The organism is Agromyces sp. CF514, assembly GCF_900113185.1.
In the GTDB taxonomy this organism is placed as follows: domain Bacteria; phylum Actinomycetota; class Actinomycetes; order Actinomycetales; family Microbacteriaceae; genus Agromyces.
The window spans coordinates 1-25,904 of record NZ_FOZD01000002.1 but is presented as its reverse complement, the minus strand read 5'-3'; the positions used below and the strand labels follow the sequence as shown (position 1 = coordinate 25,904).

The 25,904-nt window shown below is 72.5% G+C and carries 24 protein-coding genes and 1 rRNA gene; 13 read left to right on the top strand and 12 right to left on the bottom strand.

Translation table 11 applies throughout. From position 1 onward, the window contains the following. Positions 1-32 precede the first annotated feature (32 nt). Both hutU and hutI read left to right on the top strand, forming a co-directional pair. On the top strand, positions 33-1,739 hold the full coding sequence (gene hutU / locus BM342_RS13010) for a urocanate hydratase (protein WP_092966935.1): 1,707 nt from the start codon (positions 33-35) through the stop codon (positions 1,737-1,739). Between the two features lie 14 nt (positions 1,740-1,753). Then, entirely contained in the window at positions 1,754-3,058 is a 1,305-nt protein-coding gene (gene hutI, locus BM342_RS13005; protein WP_092968557.1) for an imidazolonepropionase, read from the top strand. Positions 3,059-3,077: 19 nt separating this feature from the next. Here the strand turns inward: hutI and BM342_RS13000 are convergent, their stop codons facing one another. From BM342_RS13000 to BM342_RS12990, 3 genes are read right to left on the bottom strand one after another with little or no spacing between them, the layout of a single operon-like run. Continuing rightward, positions 3,078-3,335: a DUF6510 family protein gene (locus tag BM342_RS13000; RefSeq protein WP_255368785.1), complete on the bottom strand. Its 258-nt coding sequence runs from the start codon at positions 3,333-3,335 to the stop codon at positions 3,078-3,080. Continuing rightward, a complete protein-coding gene (locus BM342_RS12995; RefSeq protein ID WP_369823158.1) occupies positions 3,335-4,162 on the bottom strand; it encodes an FAD-binding oxidoreductase in 828 nt (275 codons plus the stop codon). The genes BM342_RS13000 and BM342_RS12995 overlap by 1 nt, the downstream gene beginning before the upstream one ends. Beyond that, a complete protein-coding gene (locus BM342_RS12990; protein WP_092966933.1) occupies positions 4,159-4,749 on the bottom strand; it encodes a sulfite oxidase-like oxidoreductase in 591 nt (196 codons plus the stop codon). The genes BM342_RS12995 and BM342_RS12990 overlap by 4 nt, the downstream gene beginning before the upstream one ends. Before the next feature lie 90 nt (positions 4,750-4,839). Here BM342_RS12990 and glp (BM342_RS12985) point away from each other — a divergent pair, with 90 nt between their 5' ends. The 4 genes from glp (BM342_RS12985) (at position 4,840) to BM342_RS12970 (ending at position 8,039) form a co-directional block, all read left to right on the top strand. Further along, positions 4,840-6,171, top strand: a complete 1,332-nt coding sequence (gene glp, locus BM342_RS12985; protein WP_092966931.1) for a molybdopterin molybdotransferase MoeA — start codon at positions 4,840-4,842, stop codon at positions 6,169-6,171. After that, positions 6,168-7,001 carry a molybdenum cofactor guanylyltransferase gene (locus BM342_RS12980; RefSeq protein ID WP_092966929.1) on the top strand — a complete coding sequence of 278 codons (834 nt, stop codon included), beginning with the start codon at positions 6,168-6,170 and terminating at the stop codon, positions 6,999-7,001. The genes glp (BM342_RS12985) and BM342_RS12980 overlap by 4 nt, the downstream gene beginning before the upstream one ends. Further along, positions 6,998-7,264, top strand: a complete 267-nt coding sequence (locus tag BM342_RS12975) for a DUF6457 domain-containing protein (RefSeq protein WP_092966927.1) — start codon at positions 6,998-7,000, stop codon at positions 7,262-7,264. Before BM342_RS12980 ends, BM342_RS12975 begins: the two co-directional genes overlap by 4 nt. A 319-nt stretch (positions 7,265-7,583) precedes the next feature. Then, positions 7,584-8,039, top strand: a complete 456-nt coding sequence (locus BM342_RS12970) for a hypothetical protein (RefSeq protein WP_092966925.1) — start codon at positions 7,584-7,586, stop codon at positions 8,037-8,039. 32 nt (positions 8,040-8,071) lie between these two features. On the opposite strand, the gene BM342_RS12965 is transcribed toward BM342_RS12970, so the two are convergent. The 4 genes from BM342_RS12965 to BM342_RS12950 form a co-directional block, all read right to left on the bottom strand. Beyond that, positions 8,072-8,536 (bottom strand): molybdenum cofactor biosynthesis protein MoaE, encoded by a 465-nt coding sequence (locus tag BM342_RS12965; protein ID WP_092966923.1) that lies wholly within the window; start codon positions 8,534-8,536, stop codon positions 8,072-8,074. After that, positions 8,529-9,632 carry a bifunctional molybdenum cofactor biosynthesis protein MoaC/MoaB gene (gene moaCB / locus BM342_RS12960; protein ID WP_092966921.1) on the bottom strand — a complete coding sequence of 368 codons (1,104 nt, stop codon included), beginning with the start codon at positions 9,630-9,632 and terminating at the stop codon, positions 8,529-8,531. The genes BM342_RS12965 and moaCB overlap by 8 nt, the downstream gene beginning before the upstream one ends. Positions 9,633-9,739: 107 nt before the next feature. After that, positions 9,740-11,740 (bottom strand): YhgE/Pip domain-containing protein, encoded by a 2,001-nt coding sequence (locus BM342_RS12955; protein WP_092966919.1) that lies wholly within the window; start codon positions 11,738-11,740, stop codon positions 9,740-9,742. After that, the gene (locus BM342_RS12950; RefSeq protein WP_092966917.1) at positions 11,737-14,601 is read right to left on the bottom strand and encodes an MMPL family transporter; all 2,865 of its coding nucleotides are present in this window, start codon (positions 14,599-14,601) and stop codon (positions 11,737-11,739) included. Before BM342_RS12950 ends, BM342_RS12955 begins: the two co-directional genes overlap by 4 nt. A gap of 122 nt (positions 14,602-14,723) precedes the next feature. Between BM342_RS12950 and BM342_RS12945 the strand changes: the two genes are divergently transcribed. After that, a complete protein-coding gene (locus BM342_RS12945; protein ID WP_092966915.1) occupies positions 14,724-15,455 on the top strand; it encodes a TetR/AcrR family transcriptional regulator in 732 nt (243 codons plus the stop codon). A gap of 51 nt (positions 15,456-15,506) precedes the next feature. On the opposite strand, the gene glp (BM342_RS12940) is transcribed toward BM342_RS12945, so the two are convergent. After that, positions 15,507-16,745 carry a molybdopterin molybdotransferase MoeA gene (gene glp / locus BM342_RS12940; RefSeq protein ID WP_092966913.1) on the bottom strand — a complete coding sequence of 413 codons (1,239 nt, stop codon included), beginning with the start codon at positions 16,743-16,745 and terminating at the stop codon, positions 15,507-15,509. Between the two features lie 185 nt (positions 16,746-16,930). Here glp (BM342_RS12940) and BM342_RS12935 point away from each other — a divergent pair, with 185 nt between their 5' ends. From BM342_RS12935 to BM342_RS12920, 4 genes are read left to right on the top strand one after another with little or no spacing between them, the layout of a single operon-like run. Next, positions 16,931-17,347 (top strand): TOBE domain-containing protein, encoded by a 417-nt coding sequence (locus BM342_RS12935; RefSeq protein ID WP_092966911.1) that lies wholly within the window; start codon positions 16,931-16,933, stop codon positions 17,345-17,347. Then, positions 17,344-18,198 carry a molybdate ABC transporter substrate-binding protein gene (gene modA, locus BM342_RS12930; protein ID WP_092966909.1) on the top strand — a complete coding sequence of 285 codons (855 nt, stop codon included), beginning with the start codon at positions 17,344-17,346 and terminating at the stop codon, positions 18,196-18,198. The genes BM342_RS12935 and modA overlap by 4 nt, the downstream gene beginning before the upstream one ends. Beyond that, complete coding sequence (locus tag BM342_RS12925; protein ID WP_092966907.1) at positions 18,198-19,016, top strand: ABC transporter permease; 819 nt, start codon at positions 18,198-18,200, stop codon at positions 19,014-19,016. Before modA ends, BM342_RS12925 begins: the two co-directional genes overlap by 1 nt. After that, the gene (locus BM342_RS12920; protein ID WP_092966905.1) at positions 19,013-19,771 is read left to right on the top strand and encodes an ABC transporter ATP-binding protein; all 759 of its coding nucleotides are present in this window, start codon (positions 19,013-19,015) and stop codon (positions 19,769-19,771) included. Before BM342_RS12925 ends, BM342_RS12920 begins: the two co-directional genes overlap by 4 nt. A gap of 18 nt (positions 19,772-19,789) precedes the next feature. Here the strand turns inward: BM342_RS12920 and BM342_RS12915 are convergent, their stop codons facing one another. The 3 genes from BM342_RS12915 to BM342_RS12905 form a co-directional block, all read right to left on the bottom strand. Next, on the bottom strand, positions 19,790-20,281 hold the full coding sequence (locus BM342_RS12915; RefSeq protein ID WP_092966903.1) for a SixA phosphatase family protein: 492 nt from the start codon (positions 20,279-20,281) through the stop codon (positions 19,790-19,792). A 45-nt stretch (positions 20,282-20,326) separates the two neighbouring features. Further along, positions 20,327-21,319, bottom strand: a complete 993-nt coding sequence (locus BM342_RS12910; RefSeq protein ID WP_092966901.1) for an arginase family protein — start codon at positions 21,317-21,319, stop codon at positions 20,327-20,329. Positions 21,320-21,404: 85 nt separating this feature from the next. Next, positions 21,405-22,400: an NAD-dependent epimerase/dehydratase family protein gene (locus BM342_RS12905; RefSeq protein ID WP_092966899.1), complete on the bottom strand. Its 996-nt coding sequence runs from the start codon at positions 22,398-22,400 to the stop codon at positions 21,405-21,407. Positions 22,401-22,514: 114 nt separating this feature from the next. Between BM342_RS12905 and fdhD the strand changes: the two genes are divergently transcribed. Together fdhD and BM342_RS12895 are read left to right on the top strand one after the other, a co-directional pair. Beyond that, positions 22,515-23,378: a formate dehydrogenase accessory sulfurtransferase FdhD gene (gene fdhD, locus BM342_RS12900; protein WP_092966897.1), complete on the top strand. Its 864-nt coding sequence runs from the start codon at positions 22,515-22,517 to the stop codon at positions 23,376-23,378. Between the two features lies 1 nt (position 23,379). Continuing rightward, on the top strand, positions 23,380-25,683 hold the full coding sequence (locus tag BM342_RS12895; protein WP_092966895.1) for an FdhF/YdeP family oxidoreductase: 2,304 nt from the start codon (positions 23,380-23,382) through the stop codon (positions 25,681-25,683). Positions 25,684-25,819: 136 nt separating this feature from the next. On the opposite strand, the gene rrf is transcribed toward BM342_RS12895, so the two are convergent. Next, a 5S ribosomal RNA gene (gene rrf, locus BM342_RS12890) occupies positions 25,820-25,904 on the bottom strand; the annotation flags it as partial.

The window sequence follows — 25,904 nt, the reverse complement described above, 5'->3', positions numbered from 1 at the left end:
TCGCCCTCGATCGCGTGAGCGAGCATCGGAACATGACCGACGCACCCACGACCGAGCGCCCGACGACGAGCGCCGCCGAGCACGGCCCGCGCACCGTCCGCGCCGCCCGCGGCACCGCCCTCACCGCGAAGAGCTGGCAGACCGAGGCGCCGCTGCGCATGCTCATGAACAACCTCGACCCCGAGGTCGCCGAGCGCCCCGACGACCTCGTCGTCTACGGCGGCACGGGCAAGGCCGCCCGCAACTGGGAGTCGTTCGACGCGATCGTGCGCACGCTCGAGGGACTCGAGGCCGACGAGACGCTGCTCGTGCAGTCGGGCAAGCCCGTCGGCGTGTTCCGAACGCACGAGTGGGCGCCGCGCGTGCTCATCGCGAACTCGAACCTCGTGGGCGACTGGGCGACGTGGCCCGAGTTCCGCAGGCTCGAGCAGCAGGGCCTCACGATGTACGGCCAGATGACGGCCGGCTCGTGGATCTACATCGGCACCCAGGGCATCCTGCAGGGCACGTACGAGACGTTCGGCGCGATCGCCCGCGCCCGGTTCGACGGCACGCTCGCCGGCACCCTGACGCTCACCGGCGGCTGCGGCGGCATGGGCGGCGCGCAGCCGCTCGCCGTCACCATGAACGAGGGCGCGGTGCTCATCGTCGACGTCGACGAGACCCGCCTGGCCCGACGCGTCGAGCACGGCTACCTCGACGAGTACACCGACGACCTCGACGACGCGATCGCCCGAGTGCTCGCCGCGAAGGCGTCGCGCACGCCGCTCAGCGTCGGCCTCGTCGGCAACGCGGCCACCGTGTTCCCCGAACTGCTCGCACGCGGCGTGGCGATCGACATCGTCACCGACCAGACGAGCGCCCACGACCCGCTGAGCTACCTGCCCGAAGGCGTGACCGTCGACGAATGGCACGCGCTCGCGGCATCCGACCCCGAGGCCTTCACCGAGCGCTCGCGCGCGAGCATGGCGAAGCAGGTCGAGGCCATGGCCGAGTTCCAGGATGCCGGAGCCGAGGTCTTCGACTACGGCAACTCGATCCGCCGCGAGGCCGAACTCGGCGGGCTGGCGCACGATCGCGCCTTCGCGTTCCCGGGGTTCGTGCCCGCCTACATCCGCCCGCTCTTCGCCGAGGGCAAGGGACCGTTCCGCTGGGCGGCGCTCTCGGGCGACCCGGCCGACATCGCCGCGACCGACCGTGCGGTCCTCGAGCTCTTCCCTGAAGACGAGCACCTGCGACGCTGGATCACCCAGGCCGGCGAGAAGGTGCACTTCGAGGGCCTGCCGGCGCGCATCTGCTGGCTCGGCTACCAGGAGCGCCATCTCGCGGGCCTCAAGTTCAACGAGATGGTCGCCTCGGGCGAACTCTCGGCACCCGTCGTGATCGGCCGCGACCACCTCGACTCCGGCAGCGTCGCGAGCCCGTACCGCGAGACCGAGGCCATGGCCGACGGTTCCGACGCGATCGCCGACTGGCCGCTGCTGAACGCGCTGCTGAACACCGCCTCGGGCGCGACCTGGGTGTCGTTGCACCACGGCGGCGGCGTCGGCATCGGCCGCTCGATCCACGCGGGCCAGGTCATCGTGGCCGACGGCACCGACCTCGCGGCCGAGAAGATCGCACGCGTGCTCGTGAACGATCCCGGCACGGGCGTCATGCGCCACGTCGACGCCGGGTACGAACGCGCGGTCGACGTGGCTCGCGAACGCGGCCTCCGCGTGCCCATGATGGAAGCATGAGCGACGGCGGTGCGATGCGACGGATGCTGCTGACGAACATCGGCGAGCTCGTCACGAACGACCCGGCCCCCGATCGCAACGGCGGGCCGCTCGGCATCGTGCGCGACGCCGCGGTGCTCGTCGAGGACGGCCTCATCGTCTGGGTGGGCTCCGCGGCGCACGAGCCCGCCCACCACGACGAACTGCGGCACGAACGCGAGGAGCGACGCGAGGGCGAGGAGCACCGCACCCTGTGGGATGCCGACGTCGAGGTCGTCGACCTCGGCGGCCGCGCCGTGATCCCGGGATTCGTCGACAGCCACACGCACCTCGTGTTCGGCGGCGATCGCGCCGAGGAGTTCGCGGCGCGCATGTCCGGAGCGGCATACGAGGCTGGCGGCATCCGCTCGACCGTCGCGGCGACACGCGCGGCGACCGATGACGAGCTGCGTGCCCGCCTCACGGACTTCGTCGCCGAGCTGCACGCGCAGGGCACGACGACGTTCGAGATCAAGTCGGGCTACGGCCTGAGCGTCGCCGACGAGGAGCGGCTGGTGCGCCTCGCCCGCGAGGTCACCGACGAGGTCACCTTCTTGGGCGCGCACGTCGTGCCGTTCGAGTTCCGCGAGGATCCGCGCTTCGGCGACCGCTCGACTCCCGAGGCGGCGGCCCAGGCGGCCGCTCGGGCGTCCGACGCCTACGTCGATCTCGTGGTCGGCGAGATGCTCGACGCCTGCGCCCCGCACGCCCGATGGGTCGACGCCTTCTGCGAGCGCGGCGCGTTCACGCCCGAGCAGTCGCGACGAGTGCTCGAGGCGGGGGCGGGGGCGGGCCTCGGCATCCGCGTGCACGGCAACCAGCTCGGCCCCGGCGAGGGGGTCCGCCTCGCGGTCGACCTCGGCGCGGCATCCGTCGACCACTGCACCTACCTGAGCGATGCGGATGTCGCGGCCCTCGCGGCATCCGACACCGTGGCCACGCTGCTGCCCGGCGTCGAGTTCTCGACCCGGCAGCCCTACCCCGACGCGCGCCGCCTGCTCGAGGCCGGGGTCGTCGTGGCGCTCGCGAGCGACTGCAATCCCGGATCGAGCTTCACGAGCTCGCTGCCGTTCTGCATCGCGGTCGCGGTACGCGACATGGGCCTGACGCCCGCCGAGGCGCTCTGGGCGTCGACCGCGGGCGGCGCGCTGGCCCTGCGTCGAACGGATGTCGGCGCGATCCGTCCGGGCGCGCGGGCCGACCTCGTCGAGCTCGACGCGCCCAGCCACGTGCACCTCGCCTACCGACCCGGCGTGCCGCTCGTGCGGCGGGTGTGGGCCGAAGGCGAACAGGTCGCCTGACGCGGTGCGGGCCGCGGGCTCAGGCCCGCCGCACCTCGAGCGCGCTCACGCCGCTGAACCCGAGCCAGGCACGGTCGCCCGACTCGACGAGCGTGGCGAGCACGTGGTCGCACGACGGGCAGCGCACGACGGTGCCCGCAGGACTCGTGTAGACGAGCGCGCGTGCGAACTCGTCGGTCGCGCCGCATCCGTTGCATCTGGCGATGGCCGTCGTCACGTCGAATGAGAAGAACTCGGCGAGCGCTCCGGCGAGCGCGTTGCCGTCGAGGTGCTGCATCAGGTGCCTCCGAATCGTTCGGTGCGAATGGCCCGGGCGTCGTGCCCGAGCTCGATGAGCCATGCAGCGACCCGCTCGACGAACCCGGTCGAACCGCACACGTACACGAGCGGGGCATCGGATGCCGGGAGCACGGCATCGGCGAGCACCTCGCGCGTGATGCGAGCCGGCGGGGTCGGCCAGCCCGCGGGCGCCTCGCGCGTGTAGACGAGGTCGAGGCGGAACGGCGCGGATGCCCCGGCCAGCCGTTCGAGCTCGTCGGCGAAGAACACGTCGGCGGGCCTGCGCACCGAGTAGAGCAGGCGGAACGGGGTGGCGTCGGCTGCGTCGGCGTGGGCCTGCGCCATGGCCACGAGCGGCACCACGCCTGAGCCGCCGGCGATGAGCTGCACGGGGCGAGCCGTCGCCCGGGGCCCGTCCGCGGCATCCTCCCCACCGGCCGCACCGGGCCCGCTCGCGACATCCGCCCCACCGGCCGCCTGCCACACGAAGAAGGCGCCGAGCGGCCCGTGCACCTCGAACCGGTCGCCTGCACGCACCTCGTCGACGAGGAACGGCGACACCTCGCCGTCGGGCACCCGGTCGACGGCGAGCACGACGCGCGTGGCCTCACCGGTCGCCGGTCCCGACGAGGCGATCGAGTACGAGCGGGTCGCCGAGTACCCGTCGGGCGCGGTGAGCCGCACGTCGAGGTGCTGGCCCGCGGCGTTCCCGGGCCACCCCTCGACGTCGAGGTCGAGGCGCGCCGCCGACGTCGTCTCGGGGGTGTTCGCAGCGACCGTGGCCGTGTGCCATCCCGACCGCGGGACCGTGGCGCGACCGATCACCAGTACCGCTCCTCCTGCCAGGGGTCGCCGTGGATGTGGTAGCCGTTCTGCTCCCAGAATCCGGGGTCGTCGCGGGGCATCATCACGAGCGAGCGCACCCACTTCGCGCTCTTCCAGAAGTACAGGTGCGGCACGATGAGCCGCGCGGGGCCGCCGTGCTCCGGATCGAGCGGTTCGCCGTCGAACTCGGTCGCGACCCACGCCTGGCCGTCGAGCAGCTCGTCGAGCGGGACGTTGGTCGTGTAGCCGCCGTAGCTGTGCGCCATGACGTAGTCGAACTGCGACTCGACGTTCTCGAACAGCGTGTCGAGCGAGACGCCGCGCCAGTTCGTGCCGAGCTTCGACCAGTGCGTGACGCAGTGGATGTCGGTGACCACGTCTTCGGCGGGCAGGGCGTTGAACTCGTCCCAGCTCCACCGGTGGGTGCCCGCCTCGGTGACGATCCGGAACTCCCACTCGGCGGTGTCGACCTCTGGCGTCGGGCCGGCCGACAGCACCGGGAAGTCGTGCACGAGGGTCTGGCCCGGTGGCAGTCGCTCATCGCGGTCACGTGACCTGCCGCCGAATCCGCGTGTGACGAATGACATGCGCTGCCTCCCGATCGACCTTCGCCCGTTTCCAGCCGACGATACCGATGCGACGCGCCCGCGGCCAGAGGTCGGCGCTACCGTAGACGCATGCCGAGCACGCGGGCCGCGTTCCACGAGACGGCCACCCAGATCCCGGTGGCAGCCCATCTCGAGCGGGTGCTCGCCGAGGTCCGGGCCGACGCCCGGACTCGGAGGGCCGAACGGATCGAGACCGTGCGACTCGCGGATGCCTCGGGGCGCGTGCTCGCGACATCCGTCCACGCCGTGATCGCGTCGCCTCCCTTCGACAACTCGGCCATGGACGGCTTCGCCGTGCGGTGGGCGGATGTCGCTGGCGCGACACCCGAGACTCCCGTCTCGCTGCACGTGGTCGCCGACCACGCTGCCGGCTCATCGGGCGTGTCCGACGCCCGGGCACTCGAGCCCGGCGAGTGCGCTCGCATCATGACCGGGGCCCCGGTGCCCTCGGGCGCCGACACCGTCGTGCCCGTGGAGCGCACCGACGGCGGGACGGGCCACGAGACGCACGTCGTGCGCGTCTTCGGCGCACCCGACCTCGGACGGCACATCCGTCGTGCCGGCGAAGACCTGCAGGTCGGCGACCGCCTGCTCGCCGCAGGCACCCTGCTCGGCCCCCGCCAGGTCGCAGCAGCCGCGACGGCGGGGCACGCGATGCTCGACGTCGTCAGCCGCCCGCGCGTCACGGCGATCGCGACCGGCAGCGAGCTGACCGAGCCCGGCGAGGCGCTGCCGCCCGGGCGCATCCCCGACTCGAACTCGCTGCTGCTCGCCGGGCTCGTGCGCGAAGCCGGGTGCGAACTTGTCGAGGTGGTGCGCATGCCCGACGACGAGCACGTGCTTCGAGCGTGGCTCGATGACCGCGAGCCGGCTGACGCCGTGGTCTTCACGGGCGGCGTCAGCGTCGGCGCCTACGACGTCGTCCGCCGCGTGCTCTCGGCGCTCGGCACGGTCGACTTCGTGCGCGTCGCGATGCAACCCGGATCGCCGCAGGCGTTCGGCCGACTCGGCGACGGCACACCCGTGTTCGGCCTGCCCGGCAACCCCGTCGCCGTCGCGGTCTCGTTCGAGGTGTTCGTGCGCCCGGCACTGCTCGCGCTGCAGGGCCGAGCGGACACCGAGCGGCGCCGCGTTCGTGCCGTCGCCGCCGTCGGCTGGGCTTCGCCGGCCGGGCGGTTGCAGGTGATGCCGGTCAGCTTCGTCGATGGGTCCGACGCCGGTGCCGAACCCGACGGGCCCGGACTGCGCGGCGACCGGCCTGCGGTGCGGCCCGCGACCCGCGGCGGCGCGGGCTCGCATCTGTCGGGCGGGCTCGCCGCGGCATCCGGATTCGCCGTCGTGCCAGAGCACGTCGCGCGCGTCGAGCCCGGCGATGCCGTCGAGGTGCTGGTGACGCCGTGAGCCGCAGCACGACCGACGAGACGACCGCGACGACGGATGCCGCGGCGCGACCGCTCGACGCCGTCCTCCTCGCGGGCGGGCGGGCGACGCGCCTCGGCGGTGCGAGCAAGCCCGATCTCGAGGTGGGCGGACGCACGCTCCTCGACGTCGCGATCGATGCCGCACGCCTGGCCGATGCCCGAACCGTCGTCGTGGTCGGGCCGTCGACGCTGGCCGCTCCCGGATGTCTCGTCGTCCGCGAAGATCCGCCCTTCGGCGGCCCGGTCGCGGCGATCGCCGCCGGCCTCGGCGCCCTCGATGCACTCGATGCACTCGATGCACTCGATGCACTCGATGCCGACTCTGCCGAACCCCGCCGGTCGACGAGCGAAGCACCTCGAGCCGAGCCGACCGGCCATGGCGCACCTCCCGACGTGCTCGTGCTCGCGTGCGACCTGCCGCAGGCGCCGGCCGCCGTCGCACGCCTGCTGGCCGGCCGTCGCACGCACATCGACGCCGACGGCATCTGCCTCGTCGACGCCGATGGACGCACGCAGTGGCTCACCGCCGTCTACGGTCGGGCCGCCCTCGATGCCGCACTCGCACGACTCGAGGGCGGGCCCGACGGCGCCGCGATGCGCCACCTCGTCGGCACGCTGAGCCTCGTCGAGGTCGCCGACGACGGCACCGGCGCCGACGTCGACACGTGGCCCGATCTCGAACGCGCTCGCGAGCGCGCCGGCATCCGGGCTCCGGAGCTGGCCGACGCCCACACCCACGTCGAGTCGCAGACCGAAGCCGAGCCGTACGACGGCCCCGACACCGACACTGATACCGAGGAGCACGCATGAGCGCCGACGCCGAACACCCCTCCCAGCCCACCCCCGCCGACCTCGACGCGTGGGTCGACGAGGTCGCGACCGCGCTCGGCCTCGACCCGTCCGACGTCCCGGTCGGCGACATCCTCGACCTCACCCGTCGGGTCGCCCACGGGATCGCACGCCCGGCGGGCCCCGTCACGGCGTTCATGATCGGCCTCGCCGTCGGGCGCGGCACCACGACCGGCACCGCGAGCGAGGTCGCCGAACGCATCGGCACGCGCGCCGACGGCTGACCCCGCTTCGCGACCTCATCACGTCACGCCCCATCGGGCGGCCAATCCTTCGACGCCGCCGGGAGACATCCCCCTGAGAAGCGGCCGCCGTGCCCGTCCACGACTCGGACACCCTGCTCCTCCACAGGGCGGCCGGCCCGGTGGAGCCGCATGCAATGCGTCAGGAACCGCCTTCGCATGACCATCCCGGCGGAGTATCTCCCCAGAACACCCGGCACCCCGGCACTCCGGCACTCCGGCACCGGAGTCTGCACCCGAACACCGAGACACCGGGCCCGGCCGAACCGGTCGGAACCGAGCGAAGAGATCGAGGAACGACGTGCGCGAACACTCGCTGAAAGCGGATGCCGAGACCCACCGGCTGGTGAGCGATCTCGCCTACTTCCTGGGCGTGACGAAGAAGCACGTCCTCGCCGAGGCGGTTGCCGGCTACGCAGCCCCGCGATTGCCGGAGACTCGCGAACGTCGACCCTTCACCGACCTGCCGGTGCGCCAGCGCCTCATCCTGCGGCGGGACGAACTGCTCCGCGCGTTCGAGCGCTACGGGGCGTCCGATGTCCGACTCATCGGTCCGTTCGCAAGTGGCGAGGATGTCGATCTCGTGGAGATCCTCGCCGAGACCGACCTCATGATGGGCGGCGATGCGGTGGACGTGCTCTCTCGCGCGGCACGCGAGATCCTGGCGACGCCGGTCGAAGTCACGTCCGCAACCGCCGTCGCGCTCTTCGACCCTGAACGGCTCGAACTGCTTCGCGCCGAATCGACACCGCTCTGAGCAGAGCCTCCTCGGCCCCACGTCCGATCAGCTCAGAGGTTCACCCATTCGGTGGTGCCGCCGTCGAGGTGCTGGCGCTTCCAGATCGGCGTGTGCTCCTTGATACGGTCGACGAGGAATCCGCACACCGAGAACGCCTGAGCACGATGCGGTGCGGCGACCGATGCGACGAGCGCCACGTCGCCGATCGCGAGGGAGCCGATGCGATGGGCGGCCGCGAGACGCAGCCCGGTCTCCCGCGCGACCTGCTCGAGCGTTTCGCGCAGGAACTGCTCGGCCGCGGGATGCGCCTCGTAGTCGAGCGCCGTCACGGTCTCGCCGTGGTCGTGGTCTCGGATCACGCCCTCGAAGGTGACGAGCGCGCCGTTCTCGGGCGACCGCACGAATTCCTCGATGGCGTCGCGATCGAGCGCCTCGGTCGTGACCCGGGCGTAGACCTCGGGTTCGGTGGAGGAGCCGTCGGTCGAGGAGCGTTCGGTCGTCTCGCGATCAGGCATGGTGGGCTCCTCCGGTACGAGTGGTCGGGTGCGGCGGCACGATCGGGTCGGGCGCACCGCGTCCAGCGGATGCCGCGTGGTCGCCGCCCGCGACCTGGTCGACGACGTGCGGCAGCAGGTCGTCGAGCACCGCGAGCCCGTCGGCCACGCCGCCCCGCGATCCGGGCAGGTTGACGACGACCGTGCGCCCGGCGATGCCCGCGCGTGCGCGGCTGAGGGCTGCGGTCGGCGTCACCGCGCGCCCGGCCGCCCGGATCGCCTCGGCGACGCCCGGCAACTCCTGGTCGAGCACCGCGAGCGTCGCCTCGGGCGTGCGGTCGCCCGGGTTCACACCCGTGCCCCCGGTCGTGATGAGCACGGTCGGCGACCCGGCGACGGCACCGCGCACGGTGTCGCCGATGTCGGCATCGGCGACCACCACGGGCGCGGGCACCTCGTATCCGCGGGTGCGGAGCCAATCCACAATGACGGGACCCGTCGTATCGGGCGCCTCGCCCGCTGCCGCCCTCGTCGACGCGACGAGCACGATGGCACTGCGTCGGCCTTCGGTGGCCGCATCCGCATCCGTGGCGTCCGCGGCCGGCGACGCGGCTGGGACGGTGACCGAGGGGTCGGTCGCGCCCGCGGCATCCGCTCGCCAGACCCCGCGCTTGCCGCCGCGCTTCTCGACCAGGCGGATGCCGCCGGTCTGCGCGGCCGGATCGACGGCCTTGACCATGTCGTGCAGCGTGAGCGCCGCGACCGCGACCGCTGTGAGCGCCTCCATCTCGATGCCCGTGCGGGCCGTGGTCGAGACGGTCGCGCGGATCGTGACCGCCGTCGCTTCGAACCCGAAGTCGATCGAGACCGCGTCGAGGGGCACGATGTGGGCGAGCGGAATCAGCTCGCTCGTGCGCTTGGCCGCCTGGATGCCCGCGATGCGCGCCGTGGGCAGTACGTCGGCCTTCTTCAACGCGTCGCCCTGCACGAGTGCGACGACCTCGGCCGTCGTGTCGAGCCGCCCTTCGGCGATCGCCACGCGCCGGGTCACGGGCTTGCCGCCGACGTCGACCATGCGGGCACGACCGTCGTCGTCGAGGTGGGTGAGCGGGTTCATACCCTCACGCTAGCGAGCATCGGGCGCAGCGTGAACCGCGAGACGGGTCGCGAACGCCGGATGGCGTCCACGACCCGTCGGTCGAGCGGGCGGGTGGGCCCGCGGCGTCAGGCGCCCGCAGGCGCCGCGCTCAGGAGCGCGCGCACCGAGGTCGTGCGCCGCCTCGCGACCGCGATCGTCGTCGCGCCGAACGAGAGCACGGCCCAGATCGCGAGCCCGACGAACGCGGCACCGACCCCGCTCGTCGAGGTGAGGGCCGAGACCATGCCGTTGTAGGCGGGGGCCGTCGGCATGAGCGCGGCGAGGTCGGCGAGCGGCCCGGGAACCGTCGAGACGACGCCGGTCGCGACGGCGAGCACGCCCACGAGCGCCGAGATCCAGCGGCCCGCACCGCTGAAGACGGCCACGAGGCCTTGGTTGACGGCCGCGAAGGCGACGCCCGCGGCCAGGCAGACGGATGCGAACACGAGCCATTCGCCGACGTCGTACGAGGCCGCGACCTGCACGACGCCCGCGACGAGCACGCCCTGAAGCGCGCCGAGCGCAGCGGCCGGAGCGAACCCGCGCAGCGCGAGCATCGCCGACGGCGCCCGCGACGTCAGCGCGCGACGCGACACGGCCTGCAACACGACGAACGTCGCGAGTCCGCCGAACCAGAGCGCAAGGGTCGCGAGCAGCGGAATGGCGGATGCCCCGAACAGCGAGCTGCCCGTGCCGTCGGCCTTCACCGGGTCGGCGACGACCGAGGCGAGGCTCTGCGCCTCGGAGTCGGTGTACGACGGCACTGCCGCGGAGGCGGTGCGCAGGCCCGTGGCGAGCTCATCGGTGCCGTCGGCGAGGGACTGCACGCCCGTCGCGAGGGTTCCGGCGCCCGTCGCGAGCTGGTCGGCGCCCGAGCCCAGCTGAGTTGCTCCGTCGCCGAGGGCGCGCGCGCCGTCGGCCGACTGCGTGGTGCCGTTGGCGAGCTGGGTCAGGCCGGCCGCGAGCTCGTCGGTCTTGCCTGCGGCCTCGGTGAGGCCTGCGCTCGTCCCCGTGGTGAGTTCCGAGATGCCGGCCGCCGTGGGCTGCGCGTAGCCGCTCGCGGTGCCGGCGCTCGTCGCTGCCGTCACTGCATGGCCTGCGGCGTCGCCGGCGGCCGCGGCGACCTTGCCCAGTTCGGCGCAGAATGCCTGCGAGGCGTCCGAGGCGATGCACTGGCCGAGTAGGCCGTCGGGGCCGAGTGCGTACGCGAGTCCCCCGACCTCGGCCGCGAGATCCTTCGTCTGCTTCGCAGCGTCCGACGCGTTGGAGGCTGACAGCTTCGCCGCCCCGACCAGCTCCTGGTTGTTCACCTTCGCCGCAGCGTCACGCAGGCCACCGGCGAGCGCACTCGCACCGGCCGCCGACGCCGACGTGCCGCCGGCGATCTCATCGAGCCCGCTGCCGAGCTGCGTCGCACCGTCTGCAATGTCCGTCGCCCCGGTCGCGAGCTTCGCGGCGCCGTCGGGCAGTGCGGCCGCGCCGTCGGCGGCCTGCTGCGCGCCGTCGGCGAGCTTCGCGGCGCCGTCGGCGGCGGTTCCGAGCTGCGTGCCGAGGTCGGTGAACCCGACGAACACGTTCTCGAGGTAGGTGGTCGAGAGCTGCTCGCCGAGCACCGAGGTCGCGGTCGATGCGACCTGCGCGGTGATGGCGTCGTCGACGACGAGGCTGTCGGGCGGCGTGGTCACCTTGATGGTCGCCCGCTCGGGCGTGCCGCCGGGCGCCGTCGAGGTCGCGGCGGCCGAGAAGTTCTCGGGGATCGTGATCACTGCGGCGTAGGTGCCGTCGGCGAGGCCCGACTTCGCATCTTCGGCGTTCGAGATCGTCCAGGTGAGGTTCTCGTCGTCGTCGCCCGTGCCCTCGACGAGGCCGGCCGTGAGCTGGCGGCCGAGCGGGACGAGTTGGTCGTCGATCGTGACGGGCTCGTCGTTGTTCACGATGGCCGCGTTGAGCTCGCCGAGGCGCTCGGTCGGGTTGTAGAGAGCGGCGACGAGGATGCCGCCGATCACCACGGGCAGCATGAGCACGCCGATGATCGTGAGCCAGGTGACGGGGCGCTTCGTACGCGCCCGCTCGATGGGGAGGGTCATGCGTTCACCTCGGTGGTGGAGAGTGCGGGCACCGCCGCGACCGGCGCGGCGAGTTCGATGGTGGGGGCGTCGGGATGGCCGGCTGCGGCGAGCAGGCCACGGGCACCCTCGGCGTCGAGCGCCGAGATCACGACGGTGACGGATGCCTCCAGTGAGGCGTCCCAGAGCAGGGCGGCGAGTCGGTCGCGGGTCGCGGGGTCGGTGATGTGGTCGACGCCGTCGACGACGACGATGCCGGTACGGCCGCGCAGGGCCTTGCGCAGCTCGACGACCGGATCGTCGGCCTCGGCGAGCAGCGCGACGCCCACGTGCCCGCGCACCCATGCCGAACGCCCCGGCAGCAGGTGCCCGGCGACCCGCAGGCGTCCGCCGGTGGTGTCGATGCGGCCGGCGAGCGCGAGCAGCAGTGCGCGAGCGGCGATCTCGTCCGGTCCCCTGACGACGAGCGCTCCGCCCGGCTCGACGCGCAGGCTCACGCGCTCGAAGACGGTGACGTCGCGCTCGACGAGCGAGAGATCGGATGCCACGACCGCCGCGGTCGTGTCGGGTTCGGGCCAGTCGGCGAGCGCCCGTTCGCGTTCGACAGCCTCGCCCTCGATGTCGAAGTGCGGCAGCAGGCGGTCGAGCCACTTGGGCAACCACCAGGCCTTGTCGCCGAGCAGCGCCATGACGGCGGGCACGAGCGTCATGCGCACGATGAACGCGTCGATCGCGATGCCGACGGCGAGGCCGAGGGCGATGGGCTTGAGCGACGAGTCACCCTCGGGCACGAACGCGGCGAAGACCGCGAACATGATGATCGCCGCGGCCGTGACGACCCGCGCCGAGGCCGTGAAGCCCGAGCGCACGGCGCCGAGCGCGATGTCGCGCGGCTGGCGGCTGGAGTGGCCGTCGAGGGCGCGACGTGCGTGCACGTAGTCCTCGCGCATGCGGCTGACGAGGAACACCTGGTAGTCCATCGCGAGCCCGAAGAGCACGCCCATCGCGACGATCGGCATGAAGCTGATGATGGGTCCGACCTTCGTGACGTGCAGGAGATCGGCGCCCCAGCCCCACTCGAAGACCGCGGCGACGACGCCGAAGGCGGCCACGACCGAGAGCAGGTATCCCGCGGCGGCGGTGATGGGCACCCAGATCGAGCGGAACACGATCGCCAGCAGGATCAGCGACAGGCCGACGACGAAGACGCCGAACGGCACGAGCGCGGCGCCGAGTCGATCGGAGATGTCGATCGCGACGGCCGTGAAGCCGGTGACCTTCAGGTCGATGCCGTACTCGTCGAGGAAGTGGTCGTGCAGCCCGCGGAGCTCGCGCACGAGGTCGGCCGTGGCCGGGTCGTCGGGGGCGGTCGTGGGAATGACCTGCACGATGCCCGTGTCGGCGGTCTCGTTCGGCGTCGCGAGGGCGACGGTCTCGACACCGGGAAGGGTCGCGATCTCGTCGCCGAGGTCCTCCATGAGGCCGAGCGGGTCGGTCGAGGTCACGATCGTGCCGGTGAGCACGAGCGGGCCGTTGAAGCCCGGACCGAAGTGCTCGGCGACGAGGTCGTACGAGACGCGCGCGGGGTCGTCCTTCGGCAGCATGCCGGCGTTCGGCAGCGCGAGCGCGAGGCTGCCGGCCGGGATCGCCACGATGCCGAGGCCGAGCACGATCGCGACGGTCGTGACGACGGGGTGCCGGGTCACGAGTCCGACCCAGCGCGTCGCGAAGCCGCGCCGGGCGACGACCTCGGTCTGGTCGTCGGATGCCGCGGGCTCGCCGTCGACCGACGGGCGCCCGCGCGCGGCATCCGCACGCTGCTGCCTCGCACGCCGACGCCCACGGGGCTCGCGGCGCCTCCAGCCGACGACGCGCCCCTTCGCGAATCCGAGGAACGCTGGGGTCAGCGTGATGGCGACGAGCACGGCGATGGCGACCGCGACCGCGGCCGCGATGCCCATGACCGTGAGGAAGGGGATGTTCGCGAAGCCGAGGCCGATGAGCGCGATGAGCACGGTGATGCCGGCGAACACGACGGCCGAGCCGGCGGTGCCGGTCGCGCGTGCGGCGGACTCCTCGGGGTCTTCGCCCGCTCTCACCTGGTCTTGATGTCGCGCCATGATGAACAGCGCGTAGTCGATGCCGACCGCGAGGCCGAGCATGAGCGCGAGCAGCGGGGTCGTCGACGAGATCGACGCGAACGCGGTCGACAGCATGATGAGCGAGAGCGAGAGGCCGACGCCGATCACGGCGGACGCGAGGGGCAGTGCGCCCACGGCGAACGACCGGAACACGACGATCAGCACGAACAGGGCGATGAGCACGCCGACGCCCTCGGTGAGGGTGATGCCGGGCACCGAAACGGCGAACAGGTCGCCGCCGAGCGCGACCTGCGAGCTCTCGGGCAGGGCCGCGCCGAGCTCGTCGGTGATCTCGTGCAACTGCTCCTTCGTCGACTCGGGCACGTCGGTCGCCTCGCCGTCGAACTGCAGGCGCACGAGGGCGGCGGTCTCGTCGTCGGAGACGAGGCCCGTGACCATCTCGTCGTAAGGGTCGGTCACGGCGAGCACGCCGTCGAGGCCCTCGATGTCGCCGATGGTCTGCTCGATCTCGGTCGTGTACGGGGCGTTCTCGATGCTGTCGCCGTCGGCTGCGACGACGATGAACTGGGCGCTCGTGCCGCTCGCCTGGGGGAACGACCGGTTCAGCTGCTCGAGACCGGCCTGCGCCTCGGTACCGGGGATCGAGAAGCTGTTGCTCGTGCCTTTTCCGAACATCGCGAAGGCGCCGCCCGCGATGACGAGCAGCAGCAGCCACGAGACGAGCACGCGCCACGGATGGCGGTACGACCAGCGGCCGAGCGAATAGAGGAGAGTGGACATTGCAGCGCCTCCGAGCCGGATGTCAGGACAGTTCGATACAGCGCTGTATCCGATACATAGTTGTATCGTAGAGGGATGAGGGCTCGCAAACCTGTGGCCTTCATGTGAAAACGGGGGTTTGCATGACGAGCACGACCGAACCGGCCGCGACGGCGACGCGCAGCCGCGAGAACACCCGGCGCAAGCTCCTCGACGCCGCGGCGCAGGTCTTCGCCGAGGTCGGGCTCGCCGCGGCATCCGTCGAGGCCGTCTGCGACCGCGCGGGCTTCACGCGCGGCGCCTTCTACTCGAACTTCGAGTCGAAGGACGAGCTGTTCCTCGAGCTCGCGGGGCGCGTCACGCAGGGTCGGGTCGCAGCCGTCACCGAGCGGGTCGCCGAGCTCGAGTGCGAGGGCGCCTTCACTGCGACGCACGCCGACGTCTTCGACATCCTCGACCAGGTGCTCGAGGTCTCGGCCGACGACCGGCTGGGCGTGCTGCTCATGAGCGAGATCCGCATCCACGCACTGCGCAACCCGCAGATGGCCAGGGCCTACCTCGAGCAGGAGCTCGAGATGCAGCGCAGCGTCGCGCAGATCATCACCGACATCGGTCGGGCGAAGGGCATCACCTTCCGCATGCCAGAACTCGATGCCGCACGCGTCATGCTGCTCGTCTGGGAGGGCAGCGCCGTGCGCGCGGCGCTCGCGAACGAGAACGACGCCGGCATCACCAGCAAGACGAGCTCCGAGCTCGCCTTGGTCGCCGAGCTGCTCATCGACGGGCCGGCGGCGGCGTCCGCAGACGACGAAGACGAGGACGAAGACGACCAAGAAGAGGTCGACGAGGAAGACGGCGACGAAGAGGAGGAGTAGCGTCCCTCTCGTCGAGCGCCGCGCGGTCCTGCGGACCCCCGACGGACTCGCTCAGAGCGCGATGGTCTCCACGGCGTCTCCGGCGGCGAGCGCGGTCACGTCTTCGGGAACGACGATCAGCAGGTCGGATGCCGCGAGGCCGGCCACGAGATGCGACCCGGGCCCGCCGACGAGCACCGCCCGACCTTCGCCGTCGCGTCGCCCGCGCAGGTACTGTCGGCGCCCGGCTATCGAGGCGAGCGGCTCGGCGAGCTCGAGGGAGCCGACGGATGCCGCGGGCAACCCGGCGATCGCCCGCAGCGTCGGGGCGACGAAGAGCTCGAACGAGAGCTGCGCACTCACCGGATTGCCCGGGAACCCGATCACGGGTATGCCCCGGTAGGCGGCCGCGGCCTGCGGACCGCCCGGCTGCATGGCGACCGCGCCGACCCAGGCGCCGAGCGGCTCGAGCAGCTCGCGTACGACCTCGTAGGCGCCCTTCGAGATGCCCCCGCTCGTGAGCACGAGCTCTGCGCCGGCCTCGCGCGCCGCGTCGAGCTCGGCGCGCAGCTGCTCGACGTCGTCGCGCACGCGTGCCTCGAAGACGACGACCGCACCTGCGGCGTGCACGGCGGCGGCGAGCGCGACGCCGTTCGCGTCGGGGATCTCGCCGGCACCGAGCGCCGAGCCCGGGGCGACGAGCTCGCTGCCGGTGCTGACCACGGCCACGCGCACGCGCTCGCGGACGAGCAGCTCGGTGAGCCCGGATGCCGCGGCGGCGGCGAGGTGGCGGGAGCCGAGCCTGAGGCCCGGCGGCAGCACGTCGTCGCCCGCAGCGAGGTCGGAGCCGACCTCCCGCACGTACTCGCCCGCGGCGCGCGGCACGCGGATGCGAACGGCGCCGGAGGCATCGGAGGCGCCGCCAGCACCACCCGCGTCGGGAACCGGCTCGGTGTCCTCGACCGGTACGACGGCGTCGGCGCCGTCGGGCACCTGCGCGCCCGTCATGATCCGCACGGCCGTGCCGGGCGCGAGCGGCGAAGGAAGGCCGGGCGCCGCGGCCACCTCCCCCGAGATCGGCAGCACCACCGGCGCCTCTGCCGCGCCCGCGACATCCGCCGCCCGCACGGCGAAGCCGTCCATCTGCGCGTTGCGGAACGGGGGCAGGGCGAGGGGCGACTCGACGGGCGAGGCGGTGATCCGGCCGAGCGCTCCGGCGACGGCGACCCGTTCGGTCGGCCTGGCGCCGAGCCCGGAGAGCAACGAGCGCACGAACGCGGCGTGCTCCTCGACGCTGACGCGCGCGCTCACGGCCGCACCTCGATCGGACGGCCTTCGACTCGGGCGGCGCGCATGCAGGTCATGCCTCGATTCTCGCAGGCCCGTCACAAGCCAGACCGAGGCCCGCCCATCAACCGCCCATCGCCCGCCCGGCCCGTCACGTGGTGGATTCGCGGATGCACTAGCGTGAGAGTTCCGCGAATACGGGAGGAATCATGACGCAGTTCCGCATCAGCGAAGCGGCCGCACTCTTGGGCGTGAGCGATGACACCGTGCGCCGCTGGGCCGACCAGGGCCGCATCGCCCTCGAACGCGGCGCGAACGGCATGCAGGTCGTCGAGGGTACGGAGCTGGTCGGGCTCATGACCGAGCACGGCGGCGGCAACGCACTCGCCGAGGCGTTCCCCCTTGCTCGCACCTCGGCTCGCAACCACTTCATCGGCCTCGTCACGGCGGTGCAGCGCGACGGCGTCATGGCCCAGGTCGAACTGCAGGCCGGACCCTTCCGAGTCGTCTCGCTCATGAGCCGCGAGGCCGCCGACGAACTCGGACTCGAACCCGGAGTGCTCGCCGCGGCGAGCGCGAAGGCCACCGTCGTCACGATCGAACTTCCCAGAGGAGCCACGCCATGACCCGAACCCCCACGACCCTTCGCACGACCACCGGCCTCGCGGCCGCCGCACTCGTCGCGCTCGCCCTCGCCGGATGCGCCACCGGCGGATCGGGCGACGAGGACCCGAACGCTCCCGCCGCGACCGGCTCGGCGGCCCCCGACCTCGCGGCGGCCGAGGTGACCGTGCTCGCCGCGGCATCCCTCACCGAGGCCTTCGACGACCTCGCGACCCAGTTCGAGGCCGCGAACCCGAGCGTCGAGATCACCGTGAGCTACGGCGGCAGCGGGGCGCTCGCGACGCAGATCACCGAGGGAGCGCCGGCCGACGTGTTCGCCTCGGCCGCCGAGCCGCCCATGCAGCAGGTCGTCGACGCCGGGCTCGCCGAAGACCCGGTGATCTTCGCCACGAACACGCTCGAGCTCGTCGTCCCGGCCGGCAACCCGGCGGGCGTCACCGGTCTCGAAGACCTCGCGAACCCCGACCTGCGCATCGCGCTCTGCGACGAGTCGGTGCCCTGCGGTGCGGCCTCGGCGAAGCTGTTGGCGAACGAAGGCATCACCGCAGCGCCCGACACGCTCGAGTCCGACGTCAAGGCGGTGCTCACCAAGGTCTCGCTCGGCGAGGTCGACGCGGCGCTCGTGTATCGCACCGACGTGCAGGCCGCCGGAGACGACGTCGAGGGCATCGAGGTCGAGGGTGCCGACGAGGTGGTCAACCGCTACCCGATCGCCGCGATCGCCGATGCGAGCGCCGACGCCCAAGCCGATGCCGATGCGGCTCGGTCCGCGGCAGCGACCGCGTTCGTCGCGTTCGTCACGGGCGAGGCCGGCCGCGAGACGCTCGACGCCTACGGCTTCGGAACCCCGTAGTGGCCCGAGCGGCGGCACGAATCGCCGGGCGCCTCGCCTGGCCGGTCACCGCGATCGCCGTCGTCGGCCTCGCGGTGCTCGTGCTGCCGCTCGTCGCCCTCGTGGTGCGGGCGCCGTGGGCGGACCTGCCGGAGCTGCTCGCGAGCAGTGCCGTGCTCGACGCGCTCGTGCTGTCGTTCACGACGGCCGTGCTGGCGACCGCGATCTGCCTCGTGCTCGGCATCCCGCTCGCGGCGCTCATCGCGCACGCGGAGGCGTGGCCGGTACTGCCCCGCCGCCTGCTGCGCGCCGCCGTCACGGTGCCGCTCGTGCTGCCACCGGTCGTCGGCGGCATCGCCCTGCTCATGCTGCTGGGGCGCCGGGGGCTTCTCGGGCAGTGGCTCGACGAGGCGTTCGGCATCACGATCCCGTTCACGACGGGGGCGGTCGTGATCGCGCAGGTCTTCGTCGCGCTGCCCTTCCTCGTCTTCGCGGTCGAGGGCGCCCTGCGCTCCTCCGACCGGCGCACGGAGCTCGCCGCGGCCACGCTCGGCGCCTCTCGCTGGCAGGTGTTCCGGCACGTGACCCTGCCGCTGGTCGCGCCCGGCGTGGCCGCCGGCGGAGTGCTCTGCTTCACGCGCGCCCTCGGCGAGTTCGGTGCGACCATCACGTTCGCGGGCTCGCTGCCCGGCACGACCCGCACACTGCCGATCGCGAGCTACCTCGCCATGCAGACCGACCCCGACGAGGCCGTCGCGCTCGCCCTGCTGCTGCTCGCAGTCTCGATCGTCGTGCTGCTCACGCTCCGCGATCGCTGGCTTCCGGGGGCGACGGCATGAGCGAGCGCATCGGCCCAGCCGCTCGACCGACGGATGCCGCCGGCGACCGCCCCGGGCTCGAGGTCTCCGTCGCGCTGAGCTTCGGCCGGACGCGCATCGCCGCTGCATTCGACGTGCAGCCCGGCCGCCCGCTCGCGATCATCGGGCCGAACGGCGCGGGCAAGTCGAGTGTCCTCTCGGCGATCGCAGGGCTCGTGCCGCTCGACTCCGGCCAGATCGCGATCGGCGGACGGCGCATCGATGCCCTGCCGCCCGAGCGCCGTCGGGTGGGCGTGGTGTTCCAGGACTACGTGCTGTTCCCGCACCTGAGCGTGCGCGACAACGTCGCGTTCGCGGCGCGCATGCGGGGTCCGCGCTCAGCGGCCCGCGAAGCCGCGCAGCCGTGGCTCGAGCGCTACGACCTCGTCTCGCTGGCCGATCGGCTGCCGGCCGAGCTCTCGGGCGGGCAGCGCCAGCGCGCCGCACTGGCTCGCACGCTCGCGGCGGAGCCCGACGTGCTGCTGCTCGACGAGCCGATGTCGGCGCTCGACGTCGAAGTACGGGCCGACATGCGCGCCGAGCTCGCCACGCACGTGCGCGAGTTCGGCGGGGCGACGGTGCTCGTCACCCACAGTCCAGCGGATGCGGCGCGGCTCGCCGACTCCGTGCTCGTGCTCGAGGCCGGCCGGGTGACGCAGCGCGGCACGCTCGACGAGATCCGGGCCGACCCGGCGACGCCGTACGTGCAGCGCATGCTCGCGGCATCCGATGCCTGAGTTCCGGAGCGGCGTCTGCTATCCGGCCGAGCGGGGCGTGTCGAACCGCGTCGCGACCGGCGGCTGGAACTCGACCTCCGCCCATTCGTCGATGTCGAAGTCGAGCTCGAGCACCGCGCAGGTCGGCATCTCGCCGATCGATTCGGTCAGGTCGTAGGCGAGATCGGCCATGCCGGGGTTGTGCGCGACGATCATGGCGCGCTGCACGCCGTCATCGAGGTCCCCGACGACGCGCAGGATCGTCTGCGGCGATGATCCGTAGAGCCGGTCGTCGAGCTCGACGGATGCCGCGGTCGGGCCGAGCGCGTCGGCGATGAGTCCCGCCGTGGTGCGCGCCCGCAGCGCCGTGCTCGAGACGATCGCGTCGGGGATCGAGCCGCGTTCGCGGAGCCGCGCGCCCACCGCGGGCGCATCGCGCATCCCTCGCTCGTTGAGCGGGCGGTCGTGGTCGGCGAGACCGGGTTGACCCCAGTCGGACTTGGCGTGGCGCACGAGCATGAGCGTCTTCATGCGCCGAGTCTGCCACCGCCCATGCCCCGCCGCACCGGGGCCCGCTCAGCCCGCCGCCGCATCCGAGCGCAGCGCGAGACCGGCCGCGAACTCGAGCACGCAGAGTGCGGCGAGCCGCACGGTGCGGTGGTCAGCAGCATCGGTCGTGGCGTCGATCTCCACGAGGTCGGCGCTGCGCACGCGGGCATCGGATGCCGCGGCGCGCACGAGTGCGCGCAGCTCCCACGCCGCGATGCCACCGGGCACCGACGCGGGGCAGGCCGGTGCGACCGAGCGATCGCACACGTCCACATCGACGTCGAGGTGCACCGGGCCCCCCGCGGCCCCGGCGATGCCGAGCGCTTCGGCCATGACGTCGGCCGGTGCACGGTGGTGCAACTCGTCGCGGTGGATCACGGTGATGCCGAGGTCCGCCGCGCGGCGCGCGTACGCCGCGGAGTTCGCGAAGTCGGCGATGCCGATCTGCACGATGCGAGCCGGATCGAGTCCGGCCTCGACGAGTCGGCGCACCGGGGATCCGTTCGAGACGCCGTCGCGCAGGTCGTAGTGCGCGTCGATCGTGACGAGACCGGCGCGACCGAGGTCGTCGCCCCACGCCCCGAGCGCCGTCGCGACGGTCACCGAGTTGTCGCCGCCGAGCGCCATGAGCGCGCGGGCGCGACCCAGCGCCGACGCCACCGCGGCGCGGGTGCGCGCCTCTCCCTCGGGTCCGTCGGGCTCGTCGATGTCGCCCGCGTCCACGATCACCAGCCCGTCGTCGCCCCGACCGCGCGGTGCTCCGGGCATCGCCTCGCCCGCCGCGACCAGGTCGAGCACGGCGCCGCCCGCGGTCCGGTCCGGCATCAGCGCCGGACTGTACCGCCGCAGCGCGTCGCGGATCGCCGCCGGCGTCGCATACGCGCTCGTCGGCGAGAGCGAGGTGCGCCAGGCCGGAACGCCGAGCAGTGCGAGATCCACGGATGCCGCGGCATCCGTCGCATCGAATGCGGGCCAGCCGCCGGCGCGCGGCCAGCTCGGGTCATGCGAGAGCGTGGACATGGCAGCACGCTACCGATCGCAGAGCCGTGCGGGCGCGGCATCCGCGTCGGTTCGCGTCTGCGATCCCGGACGGATCCGTAACCCGCTAACCCCGCAGCAGTCCGAGCAGCTCGCGCTCACGCTCGGCGGACAGCCCGGCGCGGCGTTCGCGATCGAGTCCCTGCTCGCGTTCCCACTCGAGGGTCTCCTCGAGCAGCTGCTCGACCGGCCTCAGCACCAGGCCCGCGCGCTTCGCGGCCGCGTTCGAGCGATCCTGGAACGCGCGCCACTCGGGGTCGCGGATCCACAGGGGCAGCGATTCCGGCCCCGACCACTCGGCGATGCCCTGCTCGGCGAGCCACTCGGGCGAGGCCGCGACGACCTCGCCGTCGTACCCGGCCACGGCGGTCGCCGTCGCGAGCCAGTCGCCGAACGTCCCGCGGTCGCCGACCACGTTGAAGGCGCCGGTGGCGTTGCGTTCGACGCTGTCGAGGGTGAATCGCACGAGGTCCTGGATGTGCACCGCCTGCGCTGCGTCGTCGAGCACGTCGGGCACGAGCACCGGGCCTCCGTCGCGCACCGCCCGAGCCGCGCGCGCGACCCAGTACCCGCTGCGACCCGAAGCATCGCCGGGGCCGGCGATGAGGCCCGGCCGGATGGCCAGGAATCGGGCCCCGAACGCCTCCCGGTACGCCTGCTCGATCGCGGACTTCGCCTCGCCGTAGGTCTCGGGCGTCGACTCGTCGGCGGCGAGCGGCGGCAGCAGCTCGGCCCGCTCGTCGGCGGCCGGCTCGTTCTGGGCCGCATAGACGTTGCCCGACGAGATGAAGGTCGCGTGGCCGACCGAGCCGGCCAGTTCCCTGGCCGCCGCGCGTGCGTAACCGGGCTGACGGGTCACGTCGATCAGTGTGTCCCACGTACGACCCGCGACCTCGGCGTAGGCATCTGGCTCCGAGCGGTCCGCACGCACGAGCGCCGCACCCGCGGCCACCTCGCCGGTCGTGCCGCGTGCGAGGCACGTCACCCGATGGCCGCGCGCCAGCGCCTCCTGGGCGAGCGTGCGTCCGAGCCATTGCGTGCCGCCGAGTACGAGCAGGTCCATGTCGTCATCCCACCACAGGGCGGATGCCGATGGCAGCCCTGTTCACGCACCGCGAACCCCGCTCCTCCGCCCGCATCGCATCCCGTGCACGGCCGGGCGTGGTAGGCAGGAAGCATGGGCAGGATCACCGCGCGGACGCGGGTCACCAGAATCACGGTCGGCGGGCGCACGAGCCGCCGCGACGACCTCCTCGCGGTCGAGGAACCGCTCGAGATCCGCGTCGGGCGGGTGCCGCTCGCGGTCACGATGCGCACGCCGGGGCACGACATCGACCTCGCGGTCGGGTTCCTCGTCTCCGAGGGCGTGATCTCGCGTGGCGATCAGGTCGCCGCGGCGATCCACTGCGCCGGGGCCGACGGCGAGAACACCTACAACGTGCTCGATCTCACGCTCGCCGCCGGGGTCCCGATTCCGGATGCCGCGGCGCAGCGCAGCACGTACGTCTCGAGTTCGTGCGGCGTCTGCGGCAAGGCGAGCATCGATGCCGTCCACACGCGCACCGCGCACCCCGTCGACGACGCCGGCCTCCGCGTCGATGCCGAACTGCTCGTGCGATTCCCCGACCGGCTCCGTGCCGGGCAGGAGGTCTTCGAGAAGACCGGCGGCCTGCACGCGGCCGCGCTCTTCGACGGCCGCACCGGTGAGATGATCGTGCTCCGTGAAGACGTCGGGCGCCACAACGCCGTCGACAAGGTCATCGGCTGGGCCGCCCGCGAGGGACTGCTCCCCCTTCGGGGCATGGTGCTCCAGGTCTCGGGCCGCACGAGCTTCGAACTCACCCAGAAAGCGTCGATGGCCGGCATCCCGGTGCTCGCCGCGGTGTCGGCACCGTCGTCGCTCGCGGTCGAGCACGCGAAGCAGGCCGGCATCACGCTCGTCGGCTTCATGCGCGGCGACTCGATGGTCGTCTACGCGGGAGCCGATCGCATCGTCGAGCACGCGGCAGGCCACTCCGCCGAGCACGTGACGGCGGGCTGACATGACCGAGCCGCACACCGAGCAGGCCGAGAGCCCCTATCCCGATCTCGCCGTCGGGCACCGCAAGACCTGGGCCGTCGGCGCCCCCGGCATCGTGCACTCGATGGAACCCGCGCTCGCGCACATGGGCCTGTCGCGCACCGCACGCCTTGCCCTCGCGATCAACCAGAAGGACGGCTTCGACTGCATGAGCTGCGCGTGGCCCGATCCCGGCCACCGCAATGTGCTCGAGTTCTGCGAGAACGGCATGAAGGCGACCACCTGGGAGGCCACGCCGATCACCGTGCCGCGTTCCTTCTGGGCCGAGCACTCCCTGACGTCGTTGCTCGAGCGCAGCGAGTACTGGCTCGGCCAGCAGGGGCGCCTGACCGAGCCGGTGTACAAGCCCGCGGGCTCCGACCACTACGAACCGATCTCCTGGGATGCCGCGTTCGCACGCGTCGCAGAGCACCTGAACGCCCTCGACTCGCCGGATCGCGCGGCCTTCTACACGAGCGGCCGGGCCTCGAACGAGGCGGCGTTCCTCTACCAGCTGTTCGTGCGCGCCCTCGGAACGAACAACCTGCCCGACTGCTCGAACATGTGCCACGAGTCGACCGGCACCGCCCTGAACGCGACGATCGGCATCGGCAAGTCCACCGTCGCCTACGACGACTTCGGCGCGGCGGACCTCGTGATCGTGATGGGCCAGAACCCCGGCACCAACCACCCCCGCATGCTGACGGCACTCGAGGAGTCCAAGCGCAATGGCGGGCGCGTGGTCTCGGTGAACGTGCTGCCCGAGGCCGGCCTCGTCCGCTACAAGAACCCGCAGAAGGTGCGGGGCCTCATCGGCAAGGGCACCGTCATCGCCGACCGCTTCCTGCAGATCCGCTCGGGCGGTGACATGGCGCTGCTCCAAGCCGTCTCGAGGCGCGTGCTCGACGCCGAGGATGCTGCGCCGGGCACCGTGCTCGACCACGCCTTCCTCGCAGCGCACACGACGGGCCTCGACGCGCTGCGCGCCCACCTCGCAGGCCTCGACGAAGCGGATGTCGCCGCAGCCACCGGCCTCGACGTCGGCGAGATCGATGCCCTGGCCGCCGACTACCTCGCCGCCGACCGCGTCATCATCACCTGGGCGATGGGCCTCACCCAGCAGAAGAAGGGGGTCGCGACGATCAAGGAGATCGTCAACCTGCTGCTCCTCCGCGGCAACATCGGCAAGCCCGGAGCGGGCGCCTCGCCGATCCGAGGGCACAGCAACGTGCAGGGCGACCGCACGATGGGCATCTGGGAGCGGATGCCCGAGCCGTTCCTGGCCGCGCTCGAGCGGGAGTTCGCCTTCCCCGTGCCGCGCAAGCACGGGGCCGACGCGCTGCAGACCGTGCACGGCCTGCGCGACGGCGAGATCGACGTCTTCATCGCACTCGGCGGCAACTTCGTGGGCGCGATCTCCGACACGGCCGTCGCCGAGGCCGCGATGCGCGGAGCGAAGCTCACAGTGCAGGTGTCGACGAAGCTCAACCGGTCGCACGTCGTGACGGGGGAGGAGGCGCTCATCCTGCCGACCCTCGGCCGTACCGAGATCGACCTGCAGGCGACCGGACCGCAGTTCGTCTCCGTCGAGGACAGCGTCTGCGCGGTGCATGCGAGCCATGGCGCGATCCCGCCGGTCGCCGACGGCCTGCTCTCGGAGGTCGCCATCGTGTGCCGGCTCGCGGAGGCCGCTCTCGGCGGCCGCCACGGCATTCCGTGGCAGGAGTTCGAGAGCGACTACGACCTGATCCGCGACCGCATCTCGCGCGTGGTGCCCGGGTTCGCGGACTTCAACGTGGATGTCCGCCGCGAGGGCGGCTTCGTCCTGCCGAACGGACCGCGCGACGAACGTCGCTTCGACACGATCTCCGGCAAGGCCATGCTGACCGTGAACGAGTTGGAGCACGTCGAGCGACCACCCGGCCGGCTGATCCTGCAGACCCTCCGGTCGCACGATCAGTTCAACACCACCATCTACGGGCTGAACGACCGTTACCGCGGTATCAAGAAGGGGCGCGACGTGGTGTTCGTGCACCCGGATGATCTCATCGAGCTCGGACTGGCCGACGGCGATCGCGTCGACGTGGTGAGCGAGTGGCCCGGGCAGCCCGATCGCGTGCTCCCGAACCAGCGCCTCGTGTCGTACCCCACCGCCCGCGGATGCGCCGCCGCGTACTACCCCGAGGCGAACGTGCTCGTCCCGCTCGAGAGTGCGGCCGAGGGCTCGAACACTCCGGTGTCGAAGGCCGTGATCGTGCGCTTGGAGCCGCGCGAGCGACCGGCCTGATCCCGCTGCAACGCAAGAAGGGCCGCCCCGAGGGGCGGCCCTTCTCACACCAGGTTCGGTGTGAGCCGTGCGTGTGTGTTGGTGCTGTTAAATGCAGGAAGGCCACCCCTGTGGGGTGGCCTTCCTGGTAATGGTTGTCCGGCGGTGTCCTACTCTCCCACAGGGTCCCCCCTGCAGTACCATCGGCGCTGCGAGTCTTAGCTTCCGGGTTCGGAATGTGT